The 25,195-nt window shown below is 45.3% G+C and carries 29 protein-coding genes; 3 read left to right on the forward strand and 26 right to left on the reverse strand.

Annotated elements, in window-relative coordinates; translation table 11 throughout:
• Window positions 1-138: 138 nt before the first annotated feature.
• From QYF49_RS17075 to QYF49_RS17165, 19 genes are all read right to left on the reverse strand, one after another.
• The gene (locus QYF49_RS17075) at window positions 139-1,023 is read right to left on the reverse strand and encodes a polyprenyl synthetase family protein (RefSeq protein WP_290400967.1); all 885 of its coding nucleotides are present in this window, start codon (window positions 1,021-1,023) and stop codon (window positions 139-141) included.
• Window positions 1,020-1,256: an exodeoxyribonuclease VII small subunit gene (locus QYF49_RS17080; protein WP_290400809.1), complete on the reverse strand. Its 237-nt coding sequence runs from the start codon at window positions 1,254-1,256 to the stop codon at window positions 1,020-1,022. The genes QYF49_RS17075 and QYF49_RS17080 overlap by 4 nt, the downstream gene beginning before the upstream one ends.
• Window positions 1,249-2,598: an exodeoxyribonuclease VII large subunit gene (gene xseA / locus QYF49_RS17085; RefSeq protein ID WP_290400810.1), complete on the reverse strand. Its 1,350-nt coding sequence runs from the start codon at window positions 2,596-2,598 to the stop codon at window positions 1,249-1,251. Before xseA ends, QYF49_RS17080 begins: the two co-directional genes overlap by 8 nt.
• A gap of 44 nt (window positions 2,599-2,642) precedes the next feature.
• Window positions 2,643-3,038 (reverse strand): transcription antitermination factor NusB, encoded by a 396-nt coding sequence (gene nusB, locus QYF49_RS17090; RefSeq protein WP_290400811.1) that lies wholly within the window; start codon window positions 3,036-3,038, stop codon window positions 2,643-2,645.
• A gap of 105 nt (window positions 3,039-3,143) precedes the next feature.
• Window positions 3,144-3,548 carry an Asp23/Gls24 family envelope stress response protein gene (locus tag QYF49_RS17095; RefSeq protein WP_290400812.1) on the reverse strand — a complete coding sequence of 135 codons (405 nt, stop codon included), beginning with the start codon at window positions 3,546-3,548 and terminating at the stop codon, window positions 3,144-3,146.
• Between the two features lie 16 nt (window positions 3,549-3,564).
• On the reverse strand, window positions 3,565-4,926 hold the full coding sequence (gene accC, locus QYF49_RS17100; RefSeq protein ID WP_290400813.1) for an acetyl-CoA carboxylase biotin carboxylase subunit: 1,362 nt from the start codon (window positions 4,924-4,926) through the stop codon (window positions 3,565-3,567).
• 14 nt (window positions 4,927-4,940) lie between these two features.
• Entirely contained in the window at window positions 4,941-5,441 is a 501-nt protein-coding gene (gene accB, locus QYF49_RS17105) for an acetyl-CoA carboxylase biotin carboxyl carrier protein (RefSeq protein WP_290400814.1), read from the reverse strand.
• Window positions 5,442-5,708: 267 nt separating this feature from the next.
• Window positions 5,709-6,257, reverse strand: a complete 549-nt coding sequence (locus QYF49_RS17110) for a SpoIIIAH-like family protein (protein ID WP_290400815.1) — start codon at window positions 6,255-6,257, stop codon at window positions 5,709-5,711.
• Window positions 6,258-6,259: 2 nt separating this feature from the next.
• The gene (gene spoIIIAG, locus QYF49_RS17115) at window positions 6,260-6,919 is read right to left on the reverse strand and encodes a stage III sporulation protein AG (RefSeq protein ID WP_290400816.1); all 660 of its coding nucleotides are present in this window, start codon (window positions 6,917-6,919) and stop codon (window positions 6,260-6,262) included.
• Window positions 6,909-7,550 (reverse strand): stage III sporulation protein AF, encoded by a 642-nt coding sequence (gene spoIIIAF / locus QYF49_RS17120; RefSeq protein WP_290400817.1) that lies wholly within the window; start codon window positions 7,548-7,550, stop codon window positions 6,909-6,911. The genes spoIIIAG and spoIIIAF overlap by 11 nt, the downstream gene beginning before the upstream one ends.
• A gap of 9 nt (window positions 7,551-7,559) precedes the next feature.
• Window positions 7,560-8,762 (reverse strand): stage III sporulation protein AE, encoded by a 1,203-nt coding sequence (gene spoIIIAE, locus QYF49_RS17125; protein ID WP_290400818.1) that lies wholly within the window; start codon window positions 8,760-8,762, stop codon window positions 7,560-7,562.
• Window positions 8,763-8,768: 6 nt separating this feature from the next.
• A complete protein-coding gene (gene spoIIIAD, locus QYF49_RS17130) occupies window positions 8,769-9,158 on the reverse strand; it encodes a stage III sporulation protein AD (protein ID WP_290400968.1) in 390 nt (129 codons plus the stop codon).
• 14 nt (window positions 9,159-9,172) lie between these two features.
• Window positions 9,173-9,379 (reverse strand): stage III sporulation protein AC, encoded by a 207-nt coding sequence (gene spoIIIAC, locus QYF49_RS17135; protein ID WP_290400819.1) that lies wholly within the window; start codon window positions 9,377-9,379, stop codon window positions 9,173-9,175.
• Between the two features lie 17 nt (window positions 9,380-9,396).
• Window positions 9,397-9,909 carry a stage III sporulation protein SpoIIIAB gene (gene spoIIIAB / locus QYF49_RS17140; RefSeq protein WP_290400820.1) on the reverse strand — a complete coding sequence of 171 codons (513 nt, stop codon included), beginning with the start codon at window positions 9,907-9,909 and terminating at the stop codon, window positions 9,397-9,399.
• Window positions 9,906-10,850: a stage III sporulation protein AA gene (gene spoIIIAA / locus QYF49_RS17145; protein ID WP_290400821.1), complete on the reverse strand. Its 945-nt coding sequence runs from the start codon at window positions 10,848-10,850 to the stop codon at window positions 9,906-9,908. The genes spoIIIAB and spoIIIAA overlap by 4 nt, the downstream gene beginning before the upstream one ends.
• Window positions 10,851-10,971: 121 nt before the next feature.
• Window positions 10,972-11,529: an elongation factor P gene (gene efp, locus QYF49_RS17150; RefSeq protein ID WP_290400822.1), complete on the reverse strand. Its 558-nt coding sequence runs from the start codon at window positions 11,527-11,529 to the stop codon at window positions 10,972-10,974.
• A 17-nt stretch (window positions 11,530-11,546) separates the two neighbouring features.
• A complete protein-coding gene (locus QYF49_RS17155; protein ID WP_290400823.1) occupies window positions 11,547-12,620 on the reverse strand; it encodes a M24 family metallopeptidase in 1,074 nt (357 codons plus the stop codon).
• Between the two features lie 26 nt (window positions 12,621-12,646).
• Window positions 12,647-13,081 (reverse strand): type II 3-dehydroquinate dehydratase, encoded by a 435-nt coding sequence (gene aroQ, locus QYF49_RS17160; RefSeq protein WP_290400824.1) that lies wholly within the window; start codon window positions 13,079-13,081, stop codon window positions 12,647-12,649.
• Between the two features lie 67 nt (window positions 13,082-13,148).
• Window positions 13,149-13,649: a YqhR family membrane protein gene (locus QYF49_RS17165; protein WP_290400825.1), complete on the reverse strand. Its 501-nt coding sequence runs from the start codon at window positions 13,647-13,649 to the stop codon at window positions 13,149-13,151.
• A gap of 189 nt (window positions 13,650-13,838) precedes the next feature.
• On the opposite strand from QYF49_RS17165, the gene QYF49_RS17170 reads away from it, so the two are divergent.
• Both QYF49_RS17170 and QYF49_RS17175 read left to right on the forward strand, forming a co-directional pair.
• Window positions 13,839-14,789, forward strand: coding sequence for a DUF1385 domain-containing protein (locus tag QYF49_RS17170; protein WP_290400826.1), 951 nt, complete (start codon window positions 13,839-13,841; stop codon window positions 14,787-14,789).
• 12 nt (window positions 14,790-14,801) lie between these two features.
• The gene (locus QYF49_RS17175; protein WP_290400827.1) at window positions 14,802-15,161 is read left to right on the forward strand and encodes an SA1362 family protein; all 360 of its coding nucleotides are present in this window, start codon (window positions 14,802-14,804) and stop codon (window positions 15,159-15,161) included.
• Here QYF49_RS17175 and QYF49_RS17180 read toward each other — a convergent pair.
• The 4 genes from QYF49_RS17180 to QYF49_RS17195 form a co-directional block, all read right to left on the reverse strand.
• Window positions 15,158-16,084, reverse strand: a complete 927-nt coding sequence (locus QYF49_RS17180) for a patatin-like phospholipase family protein (RefSeq protein ID WP_354005844.1) — start codon at window positions 16,082-16,084, stop codon at window positions 15,158-15,160. The genes QYF49_RS17175 and QYF49_RS17180 overlap by 4 nt on opposite strands.
• 76 nt (window positions 16,085-16,160) lie before the next feature.
• The gene (gene mntR, locus QYF49_RS17185) at window positions 16,161-16,589 is read right to left on the reverse strand and encodes a transcriptional regulator MntR (protein WP_091004697.1); all 429 of its coding nucleotides are present in this window, start codon (window positions 16,587-16,589) and stop codon (window positions 16,161-16,163) included.
• Window positions 16,590-16,774: 185 nt separating this feature from the next.
• A complete protein-coding gene (locus QYF49_RS17190; protein WP_290400970.1) occupies window positions 16,775-19,333 on the reverse strand; it encodes a vitamin B12-dependent ribonucleotide reductase in 2,559 nt (852 codons plus the stop codon).
• A 336-nt stretch (window positions 19,334-19,669) separates the two neighbouring features.
• The gene (locus tag QYF49_RS17195; protein ID WP_290400828.1) at window positions 19,670-20,506 is read right to left on the reverse strand and encodes a lipoate--protein ligase family protein; all 837 of its coding nucleotides are present in this window, start codon (window positions 20,504-20,506) and stop codon (window positions 19,670-19,672) included.
• A 154-nt stretch (window positions 20,507-20,660) separates the two neighbouring features.
• Between QYF49_RS17195 and QYF49_RS17200 the strand changes: the two genes are divergently transcribed.
• Entirely contained in the window at window positions 20,661-21,038 is a 378-nt protein-coding gene (locus tag QYF49_RS17200) for a rhodanese-like domain-containing protein (RefSeq protein WP_290400829.1), read from the forward strand.
• A 43-nt stretch (window positions 21,039-21,081) separates the two neighbouring features.
• On the opposite strand, the gene gcvPB is transcribed toward QYF49_RS17200, so the two are convergent.
• From gcvPB to gcvT, 3 genes are read right to left on the reverse strand one after another with little or no spacing between them, the layout of a single operon-like run.
• Window positions 21,082-22,542: an aminomethyl-transferring glycine dehydrogenase subunit GcvPB gene (gcvPB, locus tag QYF49_RS17205; protein ID WP_290400830.1), complete on the reverse strand. Its 1,461-nt coding sequence runs from the start codon at window positions 22,540-22,542 to the stop codon at window positions 21,082-21,084.
• Window positions 22,542-23,882, reverse strand: coding sequence for an aminomethyl-transferring glycine dehydrogenase subunit GcvPA (gene gcvPA, locus QYF49_RS17210; RefSeq protein WP_290400831.1), 1,341 nt, complete (start codon window positions 23,880-23,882; stop codon window positions 22,542-22,544). Before gcvPA ends, gcvPB begins: the two co-directional genes overlap by 1 nt.
• A 24-nt stretch (window positions 23,883-23,906) precedes the next feature.
• Window positions 23,907-25,004 (reverse strand): glycine cleavage system aminomethyltransferase GcvT, encoded by a 1,098-nt coding sequence (gene gcvT / locus QYF49_RS17215; RefSeq protein ID WP_290400832.1) that lies wholly within the window; start codon window positions 25,002-25,004, stop codon window positions 23,907-23,909.
• Window positions 25,005-25,195 lie beyond the last annotated feature (191 nt).

Genomic DNA, 25,195 nt, shown 5'->3' on the forward strand with positions numbered 1-25,195 from the left:
CAGGAACTTCATCGATGTGCCCTTTGGCGGATTTTTAGGCCCGCCTTCAAGAATGGGAGACTGACTAGAATACTGCACCACTCCAAAATATTCTCTATCATACCATAAAACTCGAATGCCAACAATACGGCTGAAACACTAGTGGTTTCTACTTACAATATAATCCGTGATCCCTTCGAGTATGACAGGATGAACTTTCGCTTCCCGAAGGTTCTCTTTTGCCAGCTTGATATGGTGGGCGAGCTCTGCTTTTGCTCCATCAAGCGTGAGAAGTTTTGGATAGGTGCTTTTAAAATTATTTTCATCACTTCCAGCTTGTTTTCCCAAGAGCTCGGAATCACCGGTTACATCCAAAATATCATCCTGTATCTGGAAGGCGATTCCCAAGTGCCTGCTGAACGCTTTCAGGCGTGCGAAATCTTCGGTGTCCGCGTCTGCCAGGACCGCACCAAAAAGAACGGATGCTTCAAGGAGGCGCCCCGTTTTTCTTTCGTGGATCGATTGCAGCTCTTCCAGTGTAAGCTCCTGATTCTCTGATTCCATGTCCACTGCCTGCCCGGCGACCATCCCTTCTGCTCCGGACGCTTCAGAAAGAATGGAAAGGAGTGAAACTTTCTGCTCAGGTGAATATACATGGCTTCCTGCGATGACCTGAAAACTGAACGTTAGCAAAGCATCGCCTGCGAGGATCGCGATCGCTTCTCCAAACGCTTTATGATTCGTTGGCTTCCCTCTCCTGTAATCATCATCGTCCATGCAAGGAAGGTCGTCGTGGATGAGTGAATAGGTGTGCACCATCTCGAGTGCACAGGCAGCTTCCAGACCCACTTCCGCCCTCTTGCCGAAAGCATCGAGAACAGCCAGCGTTAAGATGGGGCGAAGCCGTTTGCCGCCTGCCTGCAGCGAATAAAGCATGGAGTCTTTTAAAAGGCCAGGAATGGATTTTTCAGCTAGGAAAGAGGGAAGATAATCATTGATGAACTGCCTTTTGTCTTGCAGGTAGTGTTGAATATCCATGATTATTTCTCTTCTTCCTGAATGATAAACGGGGCTGCTTCTCCATTATCTTTCATGATCGTATCCATTTTTTGTTCAATGTTCTGAAGTTTGGTATGGCATACTTTTGACAGAGCCATCCCCTGCTGAAACAAATCTATACTCTCTTCAAGAGGGACATCCCCTTCTTCCAGCCGTTCAACGATTTGTTCCAGCTGTTCCATTGCTTCTTCAAAGGTAATATTATTTTTCTCAGCCATTATTTTTCTCCTCCAATCCCCAAACCTGGCAATCCAATTTTCCATCCTGCAGCCGGACCTTTATGGTGTCTCCAGGCTGTATCTGTTTCACGCTTTTAACGAGCTGCTCGTCTTCCCTATACACAAGACTGTAGCCTCTCTCCATAACTGCCAGTGGATTTAGGGCATTCAAACGTGACAGTTTGCTTTGAAATCCCGACTGGCTCCCCTTCACTTGCTGCTGCATAGAACGTATTAAGGATTTTCCAAGCTTCAACTGCTTCTCTTTCATTTTCAGGATCTGATCTCCTGGTGAAAAATAGGACAGCTGTTTCTGCATTTGACGGATTTTGCTTTTCTGGCGTTCAATATTTCGGTTCATCTCTCTTGTCATCATCTCAAGCACACGGTCGAGTTCGACTTCTTTCTGCTTGATCAGCTGATCAGGATAGCGGAAAGCATAAGATTTTTGCAGTCTTGACAGCCGCTGGCGGTACTGGGCGATCTGGTCACCAACCGCCCGGGTCAATCTGAAATGGCGTTGAGCGAGCCTGTCATGCAGTTCGGCAATATGCGGAACGGCCAATTCAGCAGCTGCAGTCGGTGTTGGTGCCCTGAGATCAGCTACAAAATCCGCGATCGTAAAGTCCGTCTCGTGTCCGACAGCGGATATGACGGGAATGGTTGATCCATAAATGGCCCTTGCTACCAGCTCTTCGTTAAAAGCCCATAATTCTTCTATCGAGCCGCCTCCTCGTCCAATAATAAGAACATGAGAAGGTCCCCTATTTGCTTTTTCGATCGCTTTTGCGATAGATGCCGCGGCACCTGAACCCTGAACAAGTACTGGATATACCGTTACTTTCGCAATGGGAAAACGGCGCCTGATCGTCGTTATAATATCCCTTACAGCTGCTCCGGTCGGTGAAGTGATGACTCCAATCTCATCCGGAAACGAAGGAACCTTCTTTTTACGGGAAGAATCAAACAGCCCTTCGGATTCAAGCTTTCGCTTCAGCTCTTCGTAGGCTAGGAACAAATTGCCTACTCCGTCTTTTTTCATCGTCCTTGCATAGAGCTGATACTGGCCCTGAGGTTCATATACGGAAATTTCACCCTGAATCAGTACCTTCATCCCTTCTTCGGGCTGAAAGGATAGAAAACGGTTATTTCCGGAAAACATGACTGCATTGACTTTGCTGTGCTCATCCTTCAAAGTAAAATACAAATGACCGCGGCTATGTCGTTTGACATTGGAAAGTTCTCCGCGGACCCATACGTTATTCAAGTTGTCATCCTCTTCAAAAACCCGCTTAATGTAACGGGTAACTGAGCTTATCGTTACATAACGGTCATTTTGCATGAAACGTCTCCTTTTTCGCACTTACCGCATTTCTTGCTGGTACACTATTTTGAAAAATGCTGGACAATTTTTACGAGAACACCGTTTACAAAACGGCCTGACTCTTCTCCTCCGAAGACCTTGGCAAGTTCAATCGCTTCATTCATTGATACATTAACGGGAATATCCCCAAGAAACTGCATTTCGTAAACAGCGAGGCGAAGAACTGCCTTTTCAACATTCGCTAAACGGGAAAAACTCCAGTTTTCCAAATGATTGGAAATGATTTCATCGATCTCCTGTTTATTTTCAACAGTGCCGAACACAAGGGAATGAAGAAATTCATCTTCCTTTTCTCCTTCTTCCAATACATGCGCGATCGCAGCTTCCGGTTGGATATCGCTGACCTCAATTTGGAACAAAGATTGAAATGCTTTTTCTCTTGCAAGCCTACGTTTCATTTTTTACTTCCTTTCGTTCGTACCATAATATAAGTGAAATCATATCATATGTCCTAAAGAGTTAACAATCGCAAAAAAATAAAGGGGATATGAGAATCCCCTTTATCAGTATGCTTCAGGCGCTTCCAGCTGCTTTTCTTTTGCTTCAAACTGGACACCGACAACAAATATGTTGATCTCACTCGCCTCAAGGGCTGTCATATTCTTGAGTCCCTGCCGGATGTGGTCCTGGATAGACAGTGCCACTTCAGGTATGGAGACACCATAATTCATGATCACATAAACACTGATGGCAATCCCTTCTTCTCCAAGCTCAACTTTTACACCCTTGCTATGAGATTTTTTCCCAAATCGCTCGGCAACACCCGTCGCAAAGTTGCCTCGCATTGAAGCGACTCCCTCTACATCAGAAGCAGCGATGCTTGCAATTACTTCAATAACTTCAGGAGATATTTCCACTCGTCCAAGTTCAGAATGATGCTCTTCCATTTCAAATGTAAGCTCACTCATTGTTTACACCTCCATGCTATTTTACAGACTTTGACGTCAAGTCATGAATTTCTAAAAACTTTGTATTAAAGTCGCCGTTTACAAATGTAGCGTGATTTAGAAGGCGCAAGTGGAACGGGATCGTCGTATGGACACCCTCAATCACAAATTCATTCAATGCCCTCTTCATTCGGTCGATTGCTTCTTGTCTCGTTTTTCCGTACGTGATCACTTTCGCAATCATCGAATCATAGTACGGAGGAATCGTATAGCCCGGATAAGCTGCTGAATCTACACGCACACCCAATCCGCCAGGCGGCAGGTACATTTCAATCTTGCCTGCAGACGGCATAAAATTCTTATCCGGATTCTCGGCGTTAATACGGCACTCGATGGCCCATCCCTGGAATTCAATATCTCCTTGGGAAACACTTAAATGTTCACCAGAAGCTACACGGATCTGCTGCTTGATCAAGTCAATTCCGGTAACCATCTCTGTCACCGGATGTTCAACCTGTATGCGCGTGTTCATTTCCATGAAATAAAAATCACCCGTATTATGGTCAAAGATAAATTCAACGGTTCCGGCCCCTGAATAATTAACCGCTTCTGCTGCCCTCACAGCGGCACGTCCCATCTCCTCGCGTTTTTCTGGGGAGATGGCGGGTGATGGTGTTTCTTCTAAAAGCTTCTGCAGCCGTCTTTGAATACTGCAGTCCCTTTCACCAAGATGCACGACATTTCCGTAATTATCAGCAAGTACTTGAATTTCAACATGGCGGAAATCTTCAATGAACTTTTCAATGTATACTCCCGGGTTTCCGAAAGCTGTTGCAGCTTCCTGCTGAGTGATGGAGATTCCCTTTATGAGTTCAGCCTCTGTCTTCGCGATCCGTATTCCTTTACCTCCGCCGCCAGCAGTGGCTTTGATAATAACAGGATACCCAATTTCTTCCGCAAGTTCAATTGCTTCTTCTTTACTCGAAATGATTCCGTTTGAACCGGGTACGATCGGTACGCCGGCTTCTTTCATCGTCGCGCGCGCAACGTCTTTAATCCCCATTTTGTTGATCGCATCAGCACTTGGCCCGACAAACTTTACGTTGCACTCGGAGCAGATCTCAGCAAAGTCAGCATTCTCAGCCAAGAACCCATAGCCCGGATGGATGGCGTCACTTCCTGTAAGCATCGCCGTGCTCATTATGTTTGTGAAGTTTAAGTAGCTGTCTTTGGAAGATTTTGGTCCAATGCAATATGCTTCATCGGCAAGACGAACATGCAGGGCATCCTTATCTGCTTCAGAATAGACAGCTACTGTTTCTATGTTTAATTCTTTACATGCCCTGATGATCCGGACGGCAATTTCCCCCCGGTTCGCAACTAACAGCTTTTTAATCATTGTAGAATACACCTCTATTCCGCTTTAACTAAAAAGAGGGGCTGTCCATACTCTACGAGTTGCCCGTTTTCAACAAGGATTTCAACGATTTCCCCGTTTACTTCTGCTTCAATTTCATTAAACAGCTTCATCGCTTCAATGATACAAACGATGGAATCTTTGCTGACTTTATCCCCTGTTTTGACATAAACAGGGGTTTCCGGTGATGGGGATGCGTAGAAAGTACCAACCATTGGGGATTCAATCTTATGTAAGTTGGCATCTTCTTTCTTTTCAGCCACAGGAGCTGCTGGAGCTTCCGCAGGTGCTGATGGTGCAGCAGCTGGCTGAACAGCTTGTGCAGGAGGCGCGGTTTGAATTGCTGCCGGTGCAGCTGCTTGCTCTAAGCCTTGCTGTATACTTGTCTCATTTTTCTTAAGGACGATTTTTTCACCGTCATTTTCATATTGAAATTCGTCAATACTGGATTTGTCAATTAGTTTAATCAGTTCTCGGATTTCTTGTATTTTAAACACGAAATTCCACTCCTTTTTCAATCGATACACGGTGTTGTATGCCGTATCTTAGCACCTTCTATTGTTACCTGGTACTAGCAAATCATATCATAATCTGGGCCTAAAGAATAGTTTTAATCGCTATACATGTACATAATACATGTAATCTGCATTGAATGTAAGCGATTGCTCCATTTTTTCTTCAGTATCATCTTGACCAACGTTCAGGCTTAACATACTACTTTACGAAAATCCCTGAATATAAAAAGCCGGGGCGTTATCCCCGGCTTATTTTGCAGGTTTTTGAAATTCGACTGCCACTTGCTTGTTTCCTAGCTGTTCTTCTGCTTTTTTCATAATTTTAACCGCCTCATTTGAAGAATGCTTCCCTTTGACGATGATTCTCACTTCATTATCCATCGTGTTGACGAGAGCATCATCGTAGCCCATGGTTTTAATTAAGGTCTCCAGTGTGGACTCTTTCATCGTGAGAGATTGAAGCTCTGATATTTTTGCAAGTGCTTCAGCCTGTACCTCAGCAGAGGCATTTGGAGAAGCAATCGCTGCCGTATATTTGCTGCTCAGTTCATCTCGGGTTTCGTCTCTTTTCATTCGAAGAGCGGTAAAAAGATCATCTCCTGCCGCACTCGTAACAGCCGCATCAGATCCTTTCTTGTTCTTTGCTGGCTGCTCCTGCTTGGTAGAGGCTGTATTTTTCCCTTTTTCAAGATAGGCAAGGTCGTCTCCTGAACCTGGAGCCGTAATATAATATACGGAAAGGACGATAATCAAGCTAAGCATCGTTAGCAGCCAAACGGTTTGTTTCTTTAATAGCATTTCTATTCCCCCTCAAATTTTTTCGGTATCACTGACACTCTGTCACTTCCGATATCAAAAACCTTTGTTACTGCATCTATGATCATTTCTTTGATGCGCAGGTTTTCTGCTCCTTCAGCGGCAACAATCACTCCGCGGACTTTTGGCTTCTCCGTCGTAATGATGATCGGCCTTTCTTCATCTCCGCTCTTTATCGTCACCACTTCTTCATCCGTTTTAATATCATTGATCGTTCGTTCCCCGCCATTTTTATCCGTTTCCTTCGTAGTCTGATTTTGCCTTCTCTCGTTCTTCTCGATCTCCTTCGTCTCCGTCGTATCCAGGGTAACCATTACCCTTACCTTCTTTACGCCGGAGATCTGCTCGAGGATATCTCTCAACTGTGTTTCATAATTGTCTTCGTACTCTCTGAACTTCTTTGAAGAAGAGGTCCCGGATGGTTTAAATACCGTTTTTGCTTCGTCCGGAGCTTTAATGCCAGCGGTCGGCAGACTTCCATTTTCCGACGGTGACGGGCTGAAAATTTTACTCGCAATCATGATGGCGAAGCCCAGCAGCAACAGCAGCCATATATAAGGTGGCGGGCCTTTTTTTCCATTTCCGCCGGGCAGCAGGGCCATTATTTTTTGAAGCCCGTTCTTGCTGCTGTTGTTACCCGCCATTTTCCTCTCCTCCTTCCGTAAAGATCAGTACGTTTTCCTTTTTCATCTGCCATTTCTTTGCTAGGAACGTTTGAATCGGCTTCGCTTCTATTTGTGTTTCTTTCTCTTTCTGAACAGGCTGATCGGCGTTAATTTCTACTTTCTTGACTGCAGGGACTGAAATGTCCTTCTGATCTCCGCCCTGTCCAATGACGACGTGGACTGAATCTATTGTTTTTGCTGTCAGCTCGCCTTGAGACGGTCCACTTTTCGGTATCAATTGCAGACTCAGTATCGCTACACCATAGTTTGCCTTCAACTCCTCTTTAACTAGGTTTTCCATGTGGACACGCGTTTGTTCTAAAATATATGCAGATTGGGAGTCTTGTATTTCTTTTTTATTCTTTTCTATCGAATTTTTTATATCACTCTCATTAAATTGATGCTCTACGCCAATCGCCTCAAACACTTTGTCCACATTGGAACCTGCAATCTTGAGGATCGGATTGAGGATGGCCAGAATGAGGAGCAGGCCAACCACCATTTTGATATATTTTTGAAAACTGCTATTTGGGATGAGCAGATCTACGATGACCGCAAGAAGAATGATCAGAACGATATTTGAAATCCAGTCCGTCAAAAAATTCATCATGGCCTCCCGCTAACGGATCATTAATGATAGATTTCCAGCTGCTACAATAACCGTTACCGCAAGAAAAAACATGATGGAGACGGTTGCCAGGGCAGCAAAGATATACAGGACACTCTTCCCGATAATCCCGAGGCATTCGATGATTGGACCGCCCCCTAACGGCTGCAGGACAGCAGCCGCAAAACTGAAGATAAAACCTAGCGCAAGTACTTTAATGGCCGGAAATACAGCCAGGAGAAACAAGATGGCAACGCCTGCAATCCCTACAGTATTCTTTAAAAGGACGGAAGCGCTCATCACTGTATCCGTTGCATCTGTGAACATCCTGCCGACGACCGGTATGAAATTGCCGGTAATAAACTTGGCCGTTTTGACCGTGATCCCGTCAGCGACCGCTGTTGTGGCTCCCTGAACGCTGATTACACTGAGAAAAACCGTGAAAAAAACCGCCAGAGCTCCCATTGCAAGTGATCTTAGCAGCTTGGCCAGCTGTGTGACCTTATGATGCTCAGACAGTGTACTCACAATGCTTAACAAGGCCGACAAGAAAAGGAGCGGAAGAACAAAATTGTTGATAAGAAGGCCGCTCGAGTTTACAAGGAACACGATGACCGGATGAAAAAAAGCAACGGATGTCACACTGCCCACGGTGGCCATCAAAGCAAGCAGCAGGGGGACGAGGGCCATCATAAAGTCCATCATTGTGCTGATGGCCCCCTGAGCATACTGCATGGCAATATGAAAGCTGTTTAAAGCAAGGATGATGAGCACCATATAGATGATAGAATAGGCCACCCTGCTGATGCTGTGGTGTTCAAAGGCATTCTGTATCGTCTGCAGCAGCATGCTGAAAACAGTGAGCAAAATCAAAGTGCCAAGGAGTTTTCCTTGAATGAGAACTTCATAGAATAAGTACTTTAATATGCCTAACGCCCATGCTTTAATACTGAAATCTTTTTCCCCTTTTATGAAATCAAGCAATGATCCTTTTTGGGTTTCCGGCAGAAATCCCCCATATTCTGTCATAATGGTTGTCCAATATTCTTTAATGTCTTCTACTCCCAGCTTGGACAGCTGTTCATCCATGATGTTCTGGGTGATGGAAGAGGCGCTCGCAGGCTGCACCCCGCTGCCCCACGTATAAAGGCCATAGAGTACAAGAAATAGAATGAGAATTTTAGTAGAAAAAGTTTGGTGCTGAACCGTCTTCATCACCTCCTACCTCGGAATCAGGTTTATGACCGTCTCAATGATGATAGATAAAATCGGAATGGCCATGACAAGAATGAGGATTTTACCGGCGAGTTCAATCTTCGCAGCAATTGCGCCCTGCCCAGCATCCCTTGTAATCTGCGAACCGAACTCGGCAATATATGCGATGCCGATGATCTTCATAATGGTTTCAACGTACATTAGATTGATATGTGCTTCTTCAGCCAGGTGCTCCAGCATTCTTAACACTAGAGCAATCTGGTCGATCAAAAATAGGAAGATTGTAATTCCCACAACGAGCGTCAGCAAAAAGGCAAAGGATGTTTTTTGTTCTTTCAGTATGAGGGCAAGAAACGTACCTATTAAACCTAATCCCACGATTTGAAGAATCTCAATGTTGGATACCCCCTTCAGTTTTGAAAAAGAAAGACGCCTTTCACTTTTTGAAACAGGTCGCTTAACAGTGAAATAACGATAAATAATGCCACGATGAACCCTAGGAGTGTCACCCAATGTGCATAATCTTCTTTTCCAACCATCTTCAGAACACTATGCAGCATCGCTACTATGATTCCGAGACCAGCGATTTGAAAGACGACATTCACGTCAAAACCCATCTGATTTCCTCCCATGCCTAGAACAGTAAAATGATGAGAAGCAGCCCTGTAAGTATGCCGAGGCTTTTGTACATTCTTTCATACTTCACCTGTGCTTCGTTCGCTTCAGCAAGCTCCCTCTCAAGATGTGAGAGGGTTAGTTTGATCTGTCTTTGCTGGTTTTCCCGGTCGTGCCTGCCGAGCGTTGCACCAAACTGCCTGAGAATTTCAATCTCTTCTTTTTTGAACGCAGAAGCATCTGACAGTCCTGCTAAACTTTCTTCCCATGCTTCTAGAACAGAGGAAGCCGATTCATCCAGTCGATTAGATACCTCAAGGAAAAAGCGGGCGACCGGCCCTTTCAGCTGGGAACTCAGATGTAAGAAAGCTTCATCCAGCGGAATGAGGCCGTACATGATTTCTGCCTCAAGAGATTGAAGGCCTACCTTCAGCTGTCTCAGCTGCTTCGGCCTTTCTCTTACCTTTTTAGCCAGTTCAAAACCGATCCATGTGGTCGACACAAGAATAAGGACAGCTCCCAACCAGTTCATGTGATCGCCTTCAGTTCTGCCGTTATACGTTTTTGGTTCGCATCATATATTCCTCGGACGGTGCCTGGCTTGCCTGTCCTTGTCAATTCAATATACCTGTCAAAAAGCTTCATCTCAGCAAGCGGAGATATGGCAGGACGCCGGAGCGCTTCTTCAAGGGAGTGTCCGTGAACGGTCATCATCATTCCCACTCCGGCATTCATCGCCTCGAGTATGGCCTCTGCATCTTCTTTTCTTCCAATTTCATCTGCGATGAGCACTTCGGGGCTCATCGATCGGATCATCATCATCATTCCCTCAGCTTTTGGACAGGCGTCGAGCACGTCCACTCTTTGGCCCAGCACAAACTGCGGGATCCCCTTCACACTTCCTGCAATCTCTGAACGCTCATCAACAATGCCAACCTTGCTTGAAGGTATTTTCTTCTCCGGGCATCCCGTACTGACCGCTCGGGCCAAGTCCCGAAGCAGGGTAGTTTTTCCTGTCTGCGGAGCTCCGACAATCAGTGTGTTCAGCCAGCGGCGGTTTTCATATAGACTCGGCAGGAAAGGATCTGCGCTCCCGATTTTTTCTCGTGCGATACGGATATTATAGGAACCAATGTCCCGGATTGCTTTTACTTCCCCTTTTTCAGTGATTACCTTGCCAGCGAGCCCCACACGGTGTCCGCCCTTTATCGTGATATAGCCTCTCTTCAATTCTTCCTCAAGAGCGTACAAGGAATAGCGGCTTAACTTATTGATCAGCTGTACCCCGTCCTCAGGACGGACGAGATAATATCCCGAGCCGCAGGAAGGATACTCCGGCTGGCCATTAATAATCAGCTCCAGTGGTCTCTGCAGGCGAAAACGGATTTCCTCCAGTTGTCCGATCCGTTCTTTCGGGTATTTTTTAATGAGTTCACAAACAGCTTCCGGCAACACAGCCATCACATTTTCCAAGCGCACCACCCCAAAAAGAAATAGGTATTATACCTTATGCTTGCCAGCACGCTTTATGACCTGCATAAACACAAAAAAGCTCCATTCCCCGTTTGGAATGAAGCTTTGTGGCCGTATTGACTTACGCTCGGGAAACGTAGTCGCCTGAACGTGTGTCGATGATTAATTTGTCGCCTTGGTTGATGAAGAAAGGAACTTGTACAATCAAGCCTGTCTCAAGGGTAGCAGGTTTGGACCCGCCTGAAGCAGTATCTCCCTTAATTCCGGGTTCTGTTTCAGTAACTTCCAGTTCTACCGTGTTCGGAAGTTCCACTCCAATCGTTTCTCCTTGGTACGTCATGATTTGCACTACCATGTTCTCAAGAAGGAATTTCAATTCATGCTCAAGCTGAGCAGAAGTCAGCTCAGTTTGTTCATAGGTCTCGTTGTCCATGAATGTGTGTGTATCCCCAGAAGCGTAAAGGTATTGCATTCTTCTGTTCTCAATATGAGCTTTCGCTACTTTTTCACCGCCGCGGAATGTTTTTTCCTGAATGCTCCCTGTACGGAGATTGCGAAGCTTCGAACGAACGAAAGCCGCTCCTTTACCCGGTTTTACGTGCTGGAAATCCATCACTTGCCAGATTCCCCCGTCTACCTCAATGGTTAATCCTGTTCTAAAATCATTAACTGAAATCATCGTTTTTCCTCCTGATACTAACCTAAAATAAGCAGTTCTTTTGTGGAATGAGTAAGAGATTCATTCCCCTGTTCGGTAATAAGGGCATCATCTTCAATCCTTACTCCGCCTAAACCGGAAACATAGATTCCCGGTTCCACCGTTACCATCATCCCCGGCTCAAGAATGGTGTCTGAATGGACAGCAAGACTAGGCCCTTCGTGAACGTCAAGGCCAATGCCATGGCCCGTCGAATGCCCAAAATATTCACCGTAGCCTTGTTCGGCAATATAATCCCTTGTTAAGGCATCTGCCTGTTTTCCAGTCATTCCCGGTTTTATTCCCTGCATACCCCGTGCCTGTGCTTGATAAACCGTTTCATAAATCTTCCGCAGCTCTGAAGAAATTTCACCTACAGCAACTGTTCGCGTGATATCCGAGCAATAGCCTTTATAGTATGCTCCAAAATCAAGGGTTACCAGTTCTCCTTCACTGATTTTCTTCTCAGAAGCTACTCCATGGGGAAGTGCAGAACGATTGCCAGATGCGACAATTATATCGAACGAAGAAGATGCTGCCCCATTCTTCCTCATGAAAAATTCAAGTTCATTGGAGACTTCAAGCTCCGTCCGGCCTGGCCTTATGTAAGAAGTAATGTGGGAGAAGGCTGCATCGGCAATTTGTGCGGCTTCCTTTAATATCTTAATCTCTGAATTATCCTTAATCAAGCGTAACTTTTCAATAAGGCCGGAAATTGGCACAAGCTCTGTATCCTGGCTGCTTGTATACTTCTCGTATGTCCGATATTGTGAGAAGCTGAGATAATCCTGCTCAAAGCCGGCTTTCTTGATCCCCATTTCCGCTGCAGCTTGTACGGCTTTTTCCTGAATCGCTGAGGTATGCCTGATAATCTCAAAGTCTTTCGCCTGTGCTGCTGCCTGATCCACATACCTGAAATCCGTTATGAGCTTCGCTTCTTTTTCAGAGACCACAAGCACACCAGAACTTCCAGTGAACCCGCTGAGATATCGTCTGTTCTTCCCGGATGTTACAATCATCCCATCGATATGATGCTTTTGAAACTCCGCTCTTAATTTCTCTAATCTTGACATACCTTTTCCTCCCCTAATGACAAATTTCAGCTGATCTCATGCAGCAGCGCTAACACCGCAAGTTCATACCCTTTGAATCCAAGTCCAGCGATCTGTCCTGCTGCAACAGGTGCAATGACGGAATGATGACGAAATTCCTCTCTTGCATGAATGTTTGAAATATGTACTTCGATAACCGGGATATTCACACTTGCAATGGCATCCCTAATCGCATAACTATAATGTGTAAAGGCCCCTGCGTTCAGGACAATCCCGGAATATTCTTTCTCTGCTTCATGAATCCAATCCAATATGGCTCCCTCATGATTGGATTGTCTGCACTCAACCTTTACGTTTTTGCTTTCACCGAAATGAATGAGCTGTTTTTCCAGAGCGGCGAGCGTATCATTCCCATAGATGGTAGGTTCCCTGGTACCTAGACGATTCAGATTCGGGCCGTTGATGACCAGTATTTTATCCATGATTTGGTCCCCTTAAAAAATAGAATGTTCCATGAACATTCTATCATACCGTCATTTTTTTGAATAGTTAGGTATTTTCCCGGCTTTGTGCTGATTGCAGTTCCTGATACTCAAACGATATCGAGTATCCTACGAATACACCATACAAAATATACAAGCACAGTGTTGTGGCAATCGTATTCCTTCCTAATTGACTGATTGGCTCTAAACCCGGAAAGATGGGATGAAGCAAGTAAAATACTATGACCCAGAGAAGGATACCAAAGGTCAGGCCACCCACCATACTTTTAACTCTTGATAGCAGATAGCGGTAGCAAATAGCAACCAGGATGGAAATTAGAGAAATGGCGATCACGCCGATGAGCTGGCCAAGCCATTGGGATTTCCACTTTCCTAGCGCCCATGGTGCCAGAATGAGTGCCGGTCCAATTTTGGACAAATTGAGGTAGTAAGCAAAATAACCGACAATCCCCCAGAACAGTCCTCCAAAAAACCCTACACTCACCACCCTGGCCATAAAGGACATCGCCTCATCCCGCTTGTTCTTGTCCTGTTTAAAATCATTCATTGGAAAACACCTCCATAGTTACAGTATGTCCCGTTTTCTTCCTCCACTTTCAATAAGTTGTGTTCTATTAATATTCCGTGTTAAAAATGTATAAAATGGGAAAAATAAAGATAACGCACGATTGCCTAGAGGTTTATAGCGTTTTACTGTAGAATTAAGCTAATAAACATAAAGGGTAGAGGTGTAGAAATGACAGAAAACAAAAAACCGGCATACGGCGGCCAGGCAGTCGTCGAAGGGGTGATGTTTGCCGGCAAGCACACATATGTTACCGCCATCCGCAGGAATGATGACAGTATTGAGTACTTTGAATTGCTTAAACGCTACAACCCCTGGCTGAACAGAATTAAAAAGATACCTTTTCTGCGGGGGATCGCAGCGATACTTGAGGCCAGTTCAAACGGAACCAAACATTTGAACTTCTCTACTGAACGGTATGACATCCCTCCGGGAGAGGAAATAAAAAAGGATGAACCTTCCTCATCCAAAGCCATGTTCGTTTTCAGTCTGGCGGTAATCGGAATCATCTCTTTCTTGTTTGCAAAATTCGTTTTCACTCTTGTTCCTGTTTTTCTTGCAGAAGCATTCCGGCCATGGGTGGAAAGCCATATCGGCCAAAACCTGCTGGAGGGATTCTTTAAGTTTCTCTTTCTCTTATCGTACATTTACTTTGTTTCTTTAACTCCAACCATAAAGAGAGTTTTCCAATACCACGGAGCGGAACACAAAGTGATCAATGCCTACGAGAACGGTTTTGAACTTACCGTTGATAATGTTAAAAAACAATCACGGCTTCACTACCGCTGCGGAAGCAGTTTTATCCTGTTTACAGTAGTAGTAGGAGTCTTTATCTATCTGTTCGTTCCATCTGATCCCCTATGGCAGAGAGTCGTTTACAGGCTCGTACTGATTCCCGTAGTCCTCGGTATTTCTTTTGAAGTTTTGCAGATTACGAACAAACTAAGGAACGTCCCTGTTCTAAAATATCTCGGGTTTCCGGGTTTATGGCTTCAGCTTCTCACTACGAAAGAACCTGACCGTGAACAGACTGAAGTGGCCATCCTTTCATTTAACGAGATGCTCCGGCGGGATGCCGAGCATGAAAAAAGAAAACTTGAAAACAGTACAAAAATCGTTTAAACCTTCAAGGAGGTGAACCTGTTGCATCGCAAATCATTTCATCCAGTCATTTGGGTCATTATCGTGTTGGCAGTAATTGGACTTGGGTCACAATTAATCTTTTCACCTCAAAAGTTAATCACGCAGTTGCTCATGGTCGGGGTGATTGTCGCTCTCTTTTACTTTATTTTTCAGCGGTTTCGTCCCGGTGAGAACGGAAAATACAAAAAAGCGGTAAAGCAGTCCAAACGAAAGTATAGCCAGTCTGCTGCACCGATTAAAAAGAGCCTGACTTCAAACAAACCAGCTCCCTTCAAAAAGCGAAAAAAAGAACATCACCTCACTGTGATTGAAGGAAAAAAGAATAAGAAAAAAAATCGAGCTTCTTTTTAAGCTCGATTTTTATATGGAGTCCATATTTTCTTGCCTGCTGCCCACCGGTTCAAGAACTCGGTCCCCTGCAGATAACCGAAGTCCATCATTGCGTTTTTTGTTTCTTCCGGAAGCTCAAAATCCACGACGGAGATTTCCTTGACCGGGATAAATATGATGTCCCTGGCATCATATTTGGAAATATGCCGATTATCGTGTGCTTCCATCATCGTTTGAAACAGCGCTTTAAAAAGATTAAAGGCATTGTTCACTTTATGTGCTGGAATATTTCCGTACGATGAGCTTAACTGAAAGCCAAGAACCGGCCGCTCTGATGTCCGGTCTTTTCGCTGAAACAGCCAGATCGGAAAATTGCTCAATACCCCTCCATCCACAATATAGCTTTTTTGCCCAAGACGGTTATAAAGTGTGATGGGGTAAAAAAAATAGGGAATACTGCAGCTCATTCTCACTGCCCTGGCAACGGGAAACTTCTCTTTCAGCAGCCCATATTCCTGAAGGTCGTCTGGCAGAACGACCAGCCGGCCCCTCGTAATATCAGAAGCTATGATTTTAAGGGAATCGTCCGGCAGGTCAGCAAAAGTCTCGATCCCTTTTGCCTTTAAGAGCTCCTTCACCCACCTTTCCAGGGCTTCTCCTTTATACAGGCCTAACTTCCAGTAAACCTTCAGCCAATTCATAAAAGGAACCGGCAGCCACGATTTTTTTTCATCGAGAAACTGTTTCAGTTCCACGTTATGAATCAGATCTTTCAGTTCAGCGGAAGTATATCCTGCTGCTACGAGGGAAGCGACGAGCGCCCCGGCACTCGTCCCGGCTACGCGTTTGAATTGAAGGCCCCTCTCTTCTGCTGCCTGTATGGCTCCTATCAAAGATATGCCTTTTATGCCTCCGCCTGAGAAAACTCCATCCACCATCATCATGAATTCCCCCCTTTATTATCCTAATCATGAGGGGAAGTACAATATTCAACCAAAATAAAAACAATCATAACCGCGGTTATGATTGTTCCTGATTTTTTTGCTGTATCTCTTTCAAGGCCTCAACTCTTTGCGGATCTTCCTCAAAATATTGCAGGAGATCCCCGATCCTGTCGATGGCATTCCAGCTTAAATGATGCTCGATCCCTTCTACGTCGTCAAAGATTTTTTCCTGGTCAACACCGATGACTTTTAAAAAACCTTCCAACAGTTCGTGCCGGTAAACGAGGCGTTTGCCTAATTTTTTCCCGTTTGGCGTCAATACGAATCCGCGATACTTTTCATAGACGAGGTATTTTCCTTTATCCAGCTTCTGTATCATTTTTGTAACTGAGGAGGGATGTACTTCCAGACTTTCAGCAAGATCAGAAACCCTGGCGTATCCTTTTTCTTCAATTAACGCATAGATTCGTTCAATATAATCTTCCATGCTGGGCGTTGGGGGCATGCTGTTCCCTCCGATTCATTCTTTCACTGCTCTGTTTAAAATATTACTATACAAAAGAAAGGGTGACAAGGCAGTATCAATTCTGTGGTTTCTTTCTAGCTGTATTGGTTAATATGGATCATGCTCAGGACACCGCAAAAAAAGCCCAAACGCAATACGCTTGGGCTTTATGGCAGATGGATCACTTATAGTCCGCACTTTAATTGTGTGTTGCAGTTCGTGCACGTGTTGCAGCCGCCGATTTCCTTTACTTTTCCTTTTCGGCAGACTGGGCACGTGTTGCCAACCTCATTCCCGACAGTTACGTCTGTTGAGCGAAGATCGGTAATCGTATCTACAAGTACTACTTTACTTTTTTCTTCTTCCCCAAGGTTCATTTCTGTTTGTTCAAATGATTCTTCAGCTTTCAGCGTTAAGACTTGAGCGTCACGGCTTCCGTCCACGTATACGGTCCCGCCTTTTGCTCCGCCTTTGTATAACCGCTCATACACTTTTTTCACCTGATCGACAGAATAGCCCTTCGGTGCGTTCACCGTTTTACTGATGGAGCTGTCTACCCAGTTCTGGATTACACATTGCGTGTCCGCATGCGCTTCAGGTGACAGTTCCATAGCGGAAACAAAGAACTCAGGCAGGTTGTTTTCGTCTGCTCCTGGATTTCGGTCCAAATATTCTTTGACGATATCCGCCTTTACTTCGATGAATTTGCCCAGCCTTCCGCTTCTGAAGTACGAGAAAGAGAAGTAAGGTTCTAACCCTGTGGAGACTCCAACCATTGTCCCTGTGCTTCCAGTTGGTGCAACCGTTAATAAGTGAGAGTTTCTGATGCCGTACTTTAAGATGCCTTGACGAATATCTTCCGGCAGTTTTTTCATATAACCGGTCTTGATGAAGTTTTCACGAAGCTGTTTCGTTTCTGCTTCCGTCTTGCCGACGAGGAATGGGAAGCTTCCTTTTTCTTTGGCCAGCTCGATGGATGTACGGTAAGCAGTCGTCGCGATCGTTTCAAAGATCTTATCTACCATGCGGTTTCCTTCTTCGGAACCATAGATGGTTTCACAGTAGATAAGAAGGTCATGAAGACCCATGACACCTAGTCCCACACGGCGTTCCCCTAGCGCCTGAACGCGGTTTGGTTCAAGGAAGTAAGGTGTCGCATCGATTACGTTGTCTTGCATTCTAACTCCGACTTCTACTGTGCGCTCCAATTTCTCAAAATCAATCGTCTTGTTCTCTTTGTCTGCCATGTTGCCGAGGTTAACGGCAGCGAGGTTACAGACAGAATATGGAGCAAGAGGCTGTTCTCCGCACGGGTTGGTAGCAACAACCTTCTGGCCGTATGCTACAGCATTCGTCATATCGTTGGCATTATCAATAAAGAAGATTCCGGGTTCAGCTGAATAGGTTGCGCAAATGTTAATGAGGTTCCAAAGCTCTCTCGCTTTAATTCTTTTATAAACCCGGATGCTGTAGCCCTTTTCTTCCCAGACTCTTACGTCACCAGCTTCATGCCATTCTTCATTGTAGGCTCTCATTTCTTCCGGTGTGTAATTTTCAACGTTAGGAAAGCGAAGAGCGTATTCCTCATCGTTTTCTACAGCTTCCATAAATTCTTTTGTAATCGTTACAGAAATATTGGCACCTGTAAGGAATTCAGGGTTATGGACGCTATAGGTTCCGCCGTCACGTAGCATGCGCTCGGCTTCACGGTGTACATCGGCGTCAAATCCGCCCGTACCCGGAATCTCTTTATAGCGGAGAATTCCTTCATACATGGCTTTCTCTGTCGGCGTCAGCGGTGTAAATTTCAGCTTGTCCTGAGCAACTTGCTTAATCTTTTCGTCCTCTGTATTTTCGATGAGGTAACGAAGGATCCTCGGATTTTGCATTTTTGAAATGATGAAATCGATAATGTCAGGGTGCCAGTCCGCCAGCATGATCATCTGGGCACCTCTGCGGGAGCCGCCTTGTTCGACCAAATGGGTCAGCTTCGCAATGTCATCGAGCCAGGATACCGAACCGGAGGACTTTCCGTTCACTCCGCGCGCCAATGCGTTCTTCGGTCTTAAGGTCGAACCGTTCGTTCCTACACCGCCGCCTCGGCTCATGATCTCCATGACCTGTTTGCGGTGGTCGGAGATTCCTTCACGTGAGTCCTTCACATACGGCATGACGTAGCAGTTGAAGTACGTGACGTCCGTTTCCGCTCCTGCACCGTACAGCACACGTCCTGCCGGGATAAAGTTCATATCTGAAAGTTCTTTGTAGAACTTCTCGAACGAATCCTTGCGCTTCTCCTCGGTCATCTCCACGCTTGCAAGCCCCGTTGCATTCCGTTTGGCAATCTGCTCATAATAAATCTCAAGCGGCTTGTCCATCACATCAAGGGAACGGTTGATGATCCCCGTTTCTGCTTCCTCTGGCTTCTCGAGCACCGCCTTAAATTCGTCTTCTACCCGGACACGCGCCGTTTTCGCATCCCAGTCAATGCTGACGATGTATCCGAGTCCTCTGGCCGGGAACTTCGGATCTTCTTTTACCGTTAATACAACGAAATCTCCTTCTTTTAACGTCTTCCTTTCCGTGTCTTTAAAACTGTATCTGTCCAGCATAACTAACCGTGATACACCTTTATGTGTCGTTTTCATGTCGCTTGTTACTGGATGTACTTGAGGAAATTGCTCAATATCCTTATTCAGCATCTCAATGTTAATTCCTGAAGGGTCATGTACTGCTACTCCCATCATTCTCCTCCTTATGGTTAAATCCAAACTTTTTCTATATGTTGTATGTAGTTAAGTTACCACTATACTATATATAGGTAAACCTGTTGTCAAAACATTTATCTTGTCAAACAAGAAAAACCAAGCTTTTTTAAGAAAAACATAGCAATTGATGATTTTCCTGCTTCAAATCCCCTCAATTCTATCCATTTAACGATTGAAAAAAAAACCAAACAGAGAAGCCTTGAGATATCAAGCTTTACCGGATTCCGGTCTAATAATGCAAAAAAATTTTTCTGCCTTGACATAAGCAGAAAATAAAAACCGAGACAACAAAATCTTGCCCCGATTTTCCCCTTATCGTCTAAATGTCCACTCTTTGCTCCTATATCTTGATTCTGCGATCTGTTCTACTTCCTTCTCCTGCTCACCGGTTAGAGTATAGGGCTTGAGATCGAGCTGTAATCCTTCCTCAAACCCTGCACGGAAAGCTTTCTTCGCTTCTTCTTGTGTGACCGGTGTTTCCCTGAGCTGGTTCATCGCTACTGCTTTATTTTTAAATGCCTTCTGCATCCTCGCACGGACACGCTCACTGGAGTATAAAAACAGATCAAAAAGCTTGTCTTCATCAAGATCCAGCAGAATGGAACCATGCTGCAGAATAACCCCTTTTTGGCGGGTTTGTGCACTGCCGGCTACCTTCCTGCCCTCTACTACAAGCTCATACCAGGAGGGCGCATCAAAACAGACGGCGGAGCGGGGATTTTTAAGCCCTGCTTTTTCTTCTTCAGTTCTTGGAATGGCAAAATAGGCGTCTAAACCAAGGTTCCTGAATCCTTGCAGAATTCCTTCGGATATCACCCTATACGCTTCTGTTACCGACTTAGGCATATTCGGATGCTCTTCGGTGACAATAACACTGTATGTAAGCTCTTGATCATGGAGGACTCCACGGCCACCTGTCGGACGGCGCACAAATCCAAGGCCATACTTTTCTACTGCCTCAAGATTGATCTCCATTTCGGCCTTCTGAAAATAGCCGATGGACAACGTCGCCGGATTCCAGCCGTAAAACCGGATAACCGGCGGAATTTTCCCTTCACTATGCCACGTCAGCAATGCTTCATCCAATGCCATATTATAGGCAGGATCACAATTTCCAGAATCAATAAATAACCATTTTTCTCTCTCCATATAACTATCTCCTTTTTCATACCCTATTAGTTTATCAAAACTATCACTCCTGTCAAAACATCAACTACCGTCCAATTTTTTTATATTATTCTTTTGATTATGAAGGGCGGTGAAGATATAATTAGAGGAGATAGAAAAAAGGAGTGCAAATGAAATGGAATGGATCATTGTTGTTGCCATTTTGGCAGCGGTTCTCGTGTATCTCGTTGTGACCGCGCTGTATCAAAAGAAATATTTAAAAACGCTGAGCGAAGAGGAGTTTAGAGCTGGTTACCGCAAGGCACAGCTGATTGATGTCCGTGAACCGGAGGAATTTAAAAAAGGCCACATCCTTGGTGCAAGGAACATTCCGCTTACTCAAATGAAACAGAGAAAAATTGAAATCCGTCAGGACAAGCCGGTCTATTTATACTGTGAGAGCGGCATGCGCAGTGCCAGAGCCGCACAGTTCCTGCGTAAAAATAAATATACTGACCTTTCACATTTGAGAGGCGGATTTAAAAAATGGACAGGCAAAGTCAAATCATCCTAAAAAAGGTTCGGGAGCAATCTCCCGAACCTTTTTCTTTTCTATTCTACTTTACCACATAACGTAAAACTGGTTTACGAGCGGCCATCGCTTCATCCAGCCTTTTGACAACGGTAGAATGCGGGGCCTCCTGAACCACTTCAGGAGATTTTTCCGCTTCCTGAGCGATTTGAATCATCGCATCGATGAATTCATCAAGGGTCTCTTTTGACTCTGTCTCCGTCGGTTCGATCATGATTGCCTCCTCCACACTGAGAGGGAAATAGATCGTCGGCGGATGATAACCGAAATCCAGCAGACGTTTTGCCATATCAAGTGTACGTACCCCAAGCTTCTTCTGTCTTCTGCCAGACAATACAAACTCGTGTTTACAATGCTGGGTGAATGGCAGATCGAAATGCGGCTCAAGCCTTCTCATTAAGTAGTTCGCGTTAAGCACGGCGTACTCTGATACGTTTTTAAGCCCTTGTGGGCCCATCGTTCGGATATACGTATAGGCACGCACGTTGATGCCAAAGTTTCCGTAATACGGTTTGACTCGGCCGATGGATTGGGGACGATCGTATTCAAACGTGAATCCTTCGCCCTTCTTCTTTAAAACAGGCTTCGGAAGGAACGGAATTAAATCCTTCTTTACTCCAACCGGACCGGATCCAGGTCCGCCCCCGCCGTGAGGTCCTGTAAAAGTTTTATGAAGATTTAAATGGACAACATCAAAGCCCATGTCCCCTGGACGAGTATAGCCCATAATGGCATTCATATTGGCACCGTCATAGTAGAGCTTTCCGCCAGCTTCATGGACGATCGCTGCCATCTCAAGGATATTCTCTTCAAAAAGACCGAGTGTATTCGGGTTCGTCAGCATAAGAGCCGCTGTATCTTCGCCAACGACACGGCGAAGATCATCGAGATCAACGAGTCCGCGCTCATCCGATTTAACAGTGATCGAATCAAATCCAGCAACGGTTGCTGATGCCGGGTTCGTTCCATGAGCTGAATCAGGAACGATTACTTTCGTACGGTGCCTGTCGCCGTTTGCTTCATGGTAGGCACGGATCATCATCAATCCTGTCCACTCCCCATGAGCACCAGCTGCCGGCTGAAGGGTAACCTCATCCATTCCCGTAATTTCAGCAAGAGAAGTCTGCAGGTTATAAAGCATTTCCATGGCACCTTGCACCGTTTCTTCGTTCTGAAGGGGATGGATCTGTGCAAATCCGGGAAAGCGTGCCACGTCTTCATTAATTTTTGGATTGTACTTCATCGTACAGGATCCAAGAGGATAGAAGCCGGAATCTACACCATGGTTGCGTTTGGAAAGAGCTGTATAGTGGCGCATGATCTGCAGTTCGGATACTTCTGGAAGCCCAGCAGGCTCTTCACGGATATAATCGGAAGGAATGAGGCTGTCCAGGCTTACTTCAGGGACATCAAGACCGGAAAGGCTGTATCCGACTCTGCCCTCTTTCGATAGTTCAAAAATAAGTGCTGTATCATGATTGTTCATTATAGACCCTCCAATACCGTTGCCAGTTTGTCAATCTCAGCTTTTGTGCGCAATTCGGTAACTGCAATGAGCATATGATTTTTCAGTTCAGGATAATCCCGGCCAAGATCATATCCGCCGATCATACCGTTTTCCAGCAATTTTTTATTGATCTCTTTGACCGGTCCGTTTAGCTTTACGACAAACTCATTAAAGAAAGGGGCTTCATATGCGATCTTGAGTCCTTTTTCAGCAAGCACATTTTTCGCATAATGTGCTTTTTGGATGTTTTGAACTGCGATCTCTTTCATTCCCTGTTTACCGAGGGCGGTCATCGCAACGGAAGCTGCCAGCGCGTTCAATGCCTGGTTTGAACAGATGTTGGAGGTCGCTTTATCACGGCGGATATGCTGCTCACGCGCCTGCAGCGTCAACACAAAACCTCTTTTGCCGTTTTCATCGACCGTCTGTCCGACGAGACGGCCGGGAACTTTTCTCATCAGCTTTTGTGTGACAGCGAAATATCCGCAGTGAGGTCCACCGAACCCTTGTGGAATGCCGAAAACCTGTGCATCTCCCACAACGACGTCAGCTCCAAATTTACCAGGAGGCGTCAGCACACCTAAAGAAAGCGGATTGCTGGAAACAACAAACATCGCCTTTTGATTGTGTACGATTTCTTCGATTTCTTTCAATGATTCTACCTGGCCAAAAAAGTTAGGATATTGTACGAGTACACAGGCGGTCTCTCCGTCTACTGCTGTTTTCAGCTCGTCAAGATCGGTAAGCCCGTCCTTTGTGCCTACTTCAACGACTTCAAGAAACTGTCCGTTGGCATACGTTTGAAGAACCGCACGCGATTCTGGATGTACGCTTTTGGATACGATGATCTTTTTGCGTTTCGTTTGTCCTGCGGATAACAATGCCGCTTCCGCCAGGGCTGTTCCCCCATCGTACATGGATGAATTGGCTACATCCATGCCTGTAAGTTCACAGATCATCGTCTGAAATTCGAAGATCGCCTGCAGTTCTCCCTGAGAGATCTCAGGCTGGTACGGAGTATAAGCAGTATAGAACTCTGATCTGAGTGTGACATGGTTTACGATGGACGGTGTGTAATGATCATAAACACCAGCACCTAAAAAGCTTGCAAAGTCTTTCGTATTTCTGTTCTTTTGCGCAAGACTTGACATGTATGTGACAAGTTCCGGCTCAGGAAGGGCTTCTTCAATTTGAAGATCTCCTTTAAATCGAACCTTTTCTGGAATATCTTTGAACAGTTCTTCTGTCGATCCGATACCGACAGCTTCCATCATTTCTTTTTTATCTTGCTCTGTCATCGGCAGATAACGAAACGTCATATGAATATCCTCCCCAGTGGCTAATTAGCCGCGTTTATAGAACGGCGACTTAACGATGACCGCCTTTAATCGTTTTTGTCTCACTTGTACTTCCACTTCGGTTCCCAGCTCAGTAAACTCGCTTTTTATGAGAGCCAGACCGAGGTTTTTTTTCAGTGTCGGTGATTGAGTTCCTGTTGTGACTTCACCAATGAGGTCCCCATCTTTAAAAACTTCATAAAAAGACCGGGGAATACCTTTGTCGATCATCTCGATGCCTACCAATTTTCGGGGTGCACCTTCTTCTTTCTGCTGTTTAAGGACTTCCTTGCCAATAAAATCTGCTTCTTTATCTGTTTTAACAGCGAAACCGATTCCAGCTTCAATCGGAGTGATGTCCTTTGACAGTTCCTGGCCATACAGCGCAAGCTTTGCTTCAAACCTCAGCGTATCTCTCGCACCTAAACCGCATGGAAGGACCCCCTCTTCCTCACCCGCTTCAAGGATGACATCCCATAATTTTACCGCAGCTTCAGGACGGCAGTATATTTCAAATCCGTCTTCTCCTGTGTAGCCTGTGCGGGACACGAGTGCTTTCATGCCCTGCAGGTCCACATCGTTTTTAAATTTAAAAAAGCCAATGGAGGACAGATCGGTATCGGTCAGCTTCTGAAGAATCTTTTCTGCAGCTGGCCCCTGTAAAGCGAGCTGTGAAGTAGAATCAGAGATATTGGTCAGCTCAACGCCTTCCGTTAGATGGGACTGAAGCCAGTTGAAATCTTTTTCAATATTGGAGGCGTTGACGACGAGCAGGTAATGCTGATCATTATGCTTATACACGAGCAGGTCGTCAACAGTGCCCCCGTTTTCATAGCACATTACGGTATACTGTGCACCGCCGTCTTTCAGCTTTGAGATGTCGTTGGTGAGCATGTATTGCAAAAATCCTCCTGCCCCTTCACCTTTTACCTCAAATTCACCCATGTGCGATACATCAAAGAGTCCTGCTTTCGTCCGGACAGCCTCATGCTCTTCCCCGATACGGGAAAACTGGACAGGAAGCTCCCATCCGCCAAAGTCAATGACTTTGCCGCCATGGCCCTTGTAAACGTCAAAAAGTGGTGTTCGTTTTAAGTCCCCCATTACTCTTCCTCCTTTTAATCCATCATTGGTAATATTCAAAAAATTCCAAGTAAAAATCACACAAGTCGATCCGCTGAACAGGATATACACAAAAAAGGACAGAGAAATACCTTTGCCAGGTATCCCTCTGTCCTTTAACCAGTAAGTTTCTCAGGGGCTAGCCCCTTCGTTTCTTCGTTGGTGGCCGCGTG

This window comes from Fictibacillus terranigra (genome assembly GCF_030412265.1).
Classification (GTDB): domain Bacteria; phylum Bacillota; class Bacilli; order Bacillales; family Fictibacillaceae; genus Fictibacillus_C; species Fictibacillus_C terrinigri.

Coding starts and splice junctions, on each gene's coding strand:
- mntR (WP_091004697.1), bottom strand. CDS start 16,589: ATGCCCCCAACGCCCAGCATGGAAGATTATATTGAACGAATCTATGCG.
- spoIIIAB (WP_290400820.1), bottom strand. CDS start 9,909: ATGAACTGGTTGGGAGCTGTCCTTATTCTTGTGTCGACCACATGGATC.
- efp (WP_290400822.1), bottom strand. CDS start 11,529: ATGATTTCAGTTAATGATTTTAGAACAGGATTAACCATTGAGGTAGAC.
- aroQ (WP_290400824.1), bottom strand. CDS start 13,081: ATGGATAAAATACTGGTCATCAACGGCCCGAATCTGAATCGTCTAGGT.
- QYF49_RS17195 (WP_290400828.1), bottom strand. CDS start 20,506: ATGGAGAGAGAAAAATGGTTATTTATTGATTCTGGAAATTGTGATCCT.
- QYF49_RS17165 (WP_290400825.1), bottom strand. CDS start 13,649: ATGAATGATTTTAAACAGGACAAGAACAAGCGGGATGAGGCGATGTCC.
- nusB (WP_290400811.1), bottom strand. CDS start 3,038: ATGAAACGTAGGCTTGCAAGAGAAAAAGCATTTCAATCTTTGTTCCAA.
- QYF49_RS17190 (WP_290400970.1), bottom strand. CDS start 19,333: ATGGGAGTAGCAGTACATGACCCTTCAGGAATTAACATTGAGATGCTG.
- QYF49_RS17200 (WP_290400829.1), top strand. CDS start 20,661: ATGGAATGGATCATTGTTGTTGCCATTTTGGCAGCGGTTCTCGTGTAT.
- QYF49_RS17180 (WP_354005844.1), bottom strand. CDS start 16,084: ATGATGATGGTGGATGGAGTTTTCTCAGGCGGAGGCATAAAAGGCATA.
- gcvT (WP_290400832.1), bottom strand. CDS start 25,004: ATGGGGGACTTAAAACGAACACCACTTTTTGACGTTTACAAGGGCCAT.
- gcvPA (WP_290400831.1), bottom strand. CDS start 23,882: ATGACGTTTCGTTATCTGCCGATGACAGAGCAAGATAAAAAAGAAATG.
- QYF49_RS17095 (WP_290400812.1), bottom strand. CDS start 3,548: ATGAGTGAGCTTACATTTGAAATGGAAGAGCATCATTCTGAACTTGGA.
- accC (WP_290400813.1), bottom strand. CDS start 4,926: ATGATTAAAAAGCTGTTAGTTGCGAACCGGGGGGAAATTGCCGTCCGG.
- spoIIIAF (WP_290400817.1), bottom strand. CDS start 7,550: ATGATGAATTTTTTGACGGACTGGATTTCAAATATCGTTCTGATCATT.
- QYF49_RS17155 (WP_290400823.1), bottom strand. CDS start 12,620: ATGTCAAGATTAGAGAAATTAAGAGCGGAGTTTCAAAAGCATCATATC.
- xseA (WP_290400810.1), bottom strand. CDS start 2,598: ATGCAAAATGACCGTTATGTAACGATAAGCTCAGTTACCCGTTACATT.
- QYF49_RS17080 (WP_290400809.1), bottom strand. CDS start 1,256: ATGGCTGAGAAAAATAATATTACCTTTGAAGAAGCAATGGAACAGCTG.
- spoIIIAC (WP_290400819.1), bottom strand. CDS start 9,379: ATGGGTTTTGACGTGAATGTCGTCTTTCAAATCGCTGGTCTCGGAATC.
- QYF49_RS17110 (WP_290400815.1), bottom strand. CDS start 6,257: ATGCTATTAAAGAAACAAACCGTTTGGCTGCTAACGATGCTTAGCTTG.
- QYF49_RS17170 (WP_290400826.1), top strand. CDS start 13,839: ATGACAGAAAACAAAAAACCGGCATACGGCGGCCAGGCAGTCGTCGAA.
- gcvPB (WP_290400830.1), bottom strand. CDS start 22,542: ATGAACAATCATGATACAGCACTTATTTTTGAACTATCGAAAGAGGGC.
- spoIIIAE (WP_290400818.1), bottom strand. CDS start 8,762: ATGAAGACGGTTCAGCACCAAACTTTTTCTACTAAAATTCTCATTCTA.
- spoIIIAG (WP_290400816.1), bottom strand. CDS start 6,919: ATGGCGGGTAACAACAGCAGCAAGAACGGGCTTCAAAAAATAATGGCC.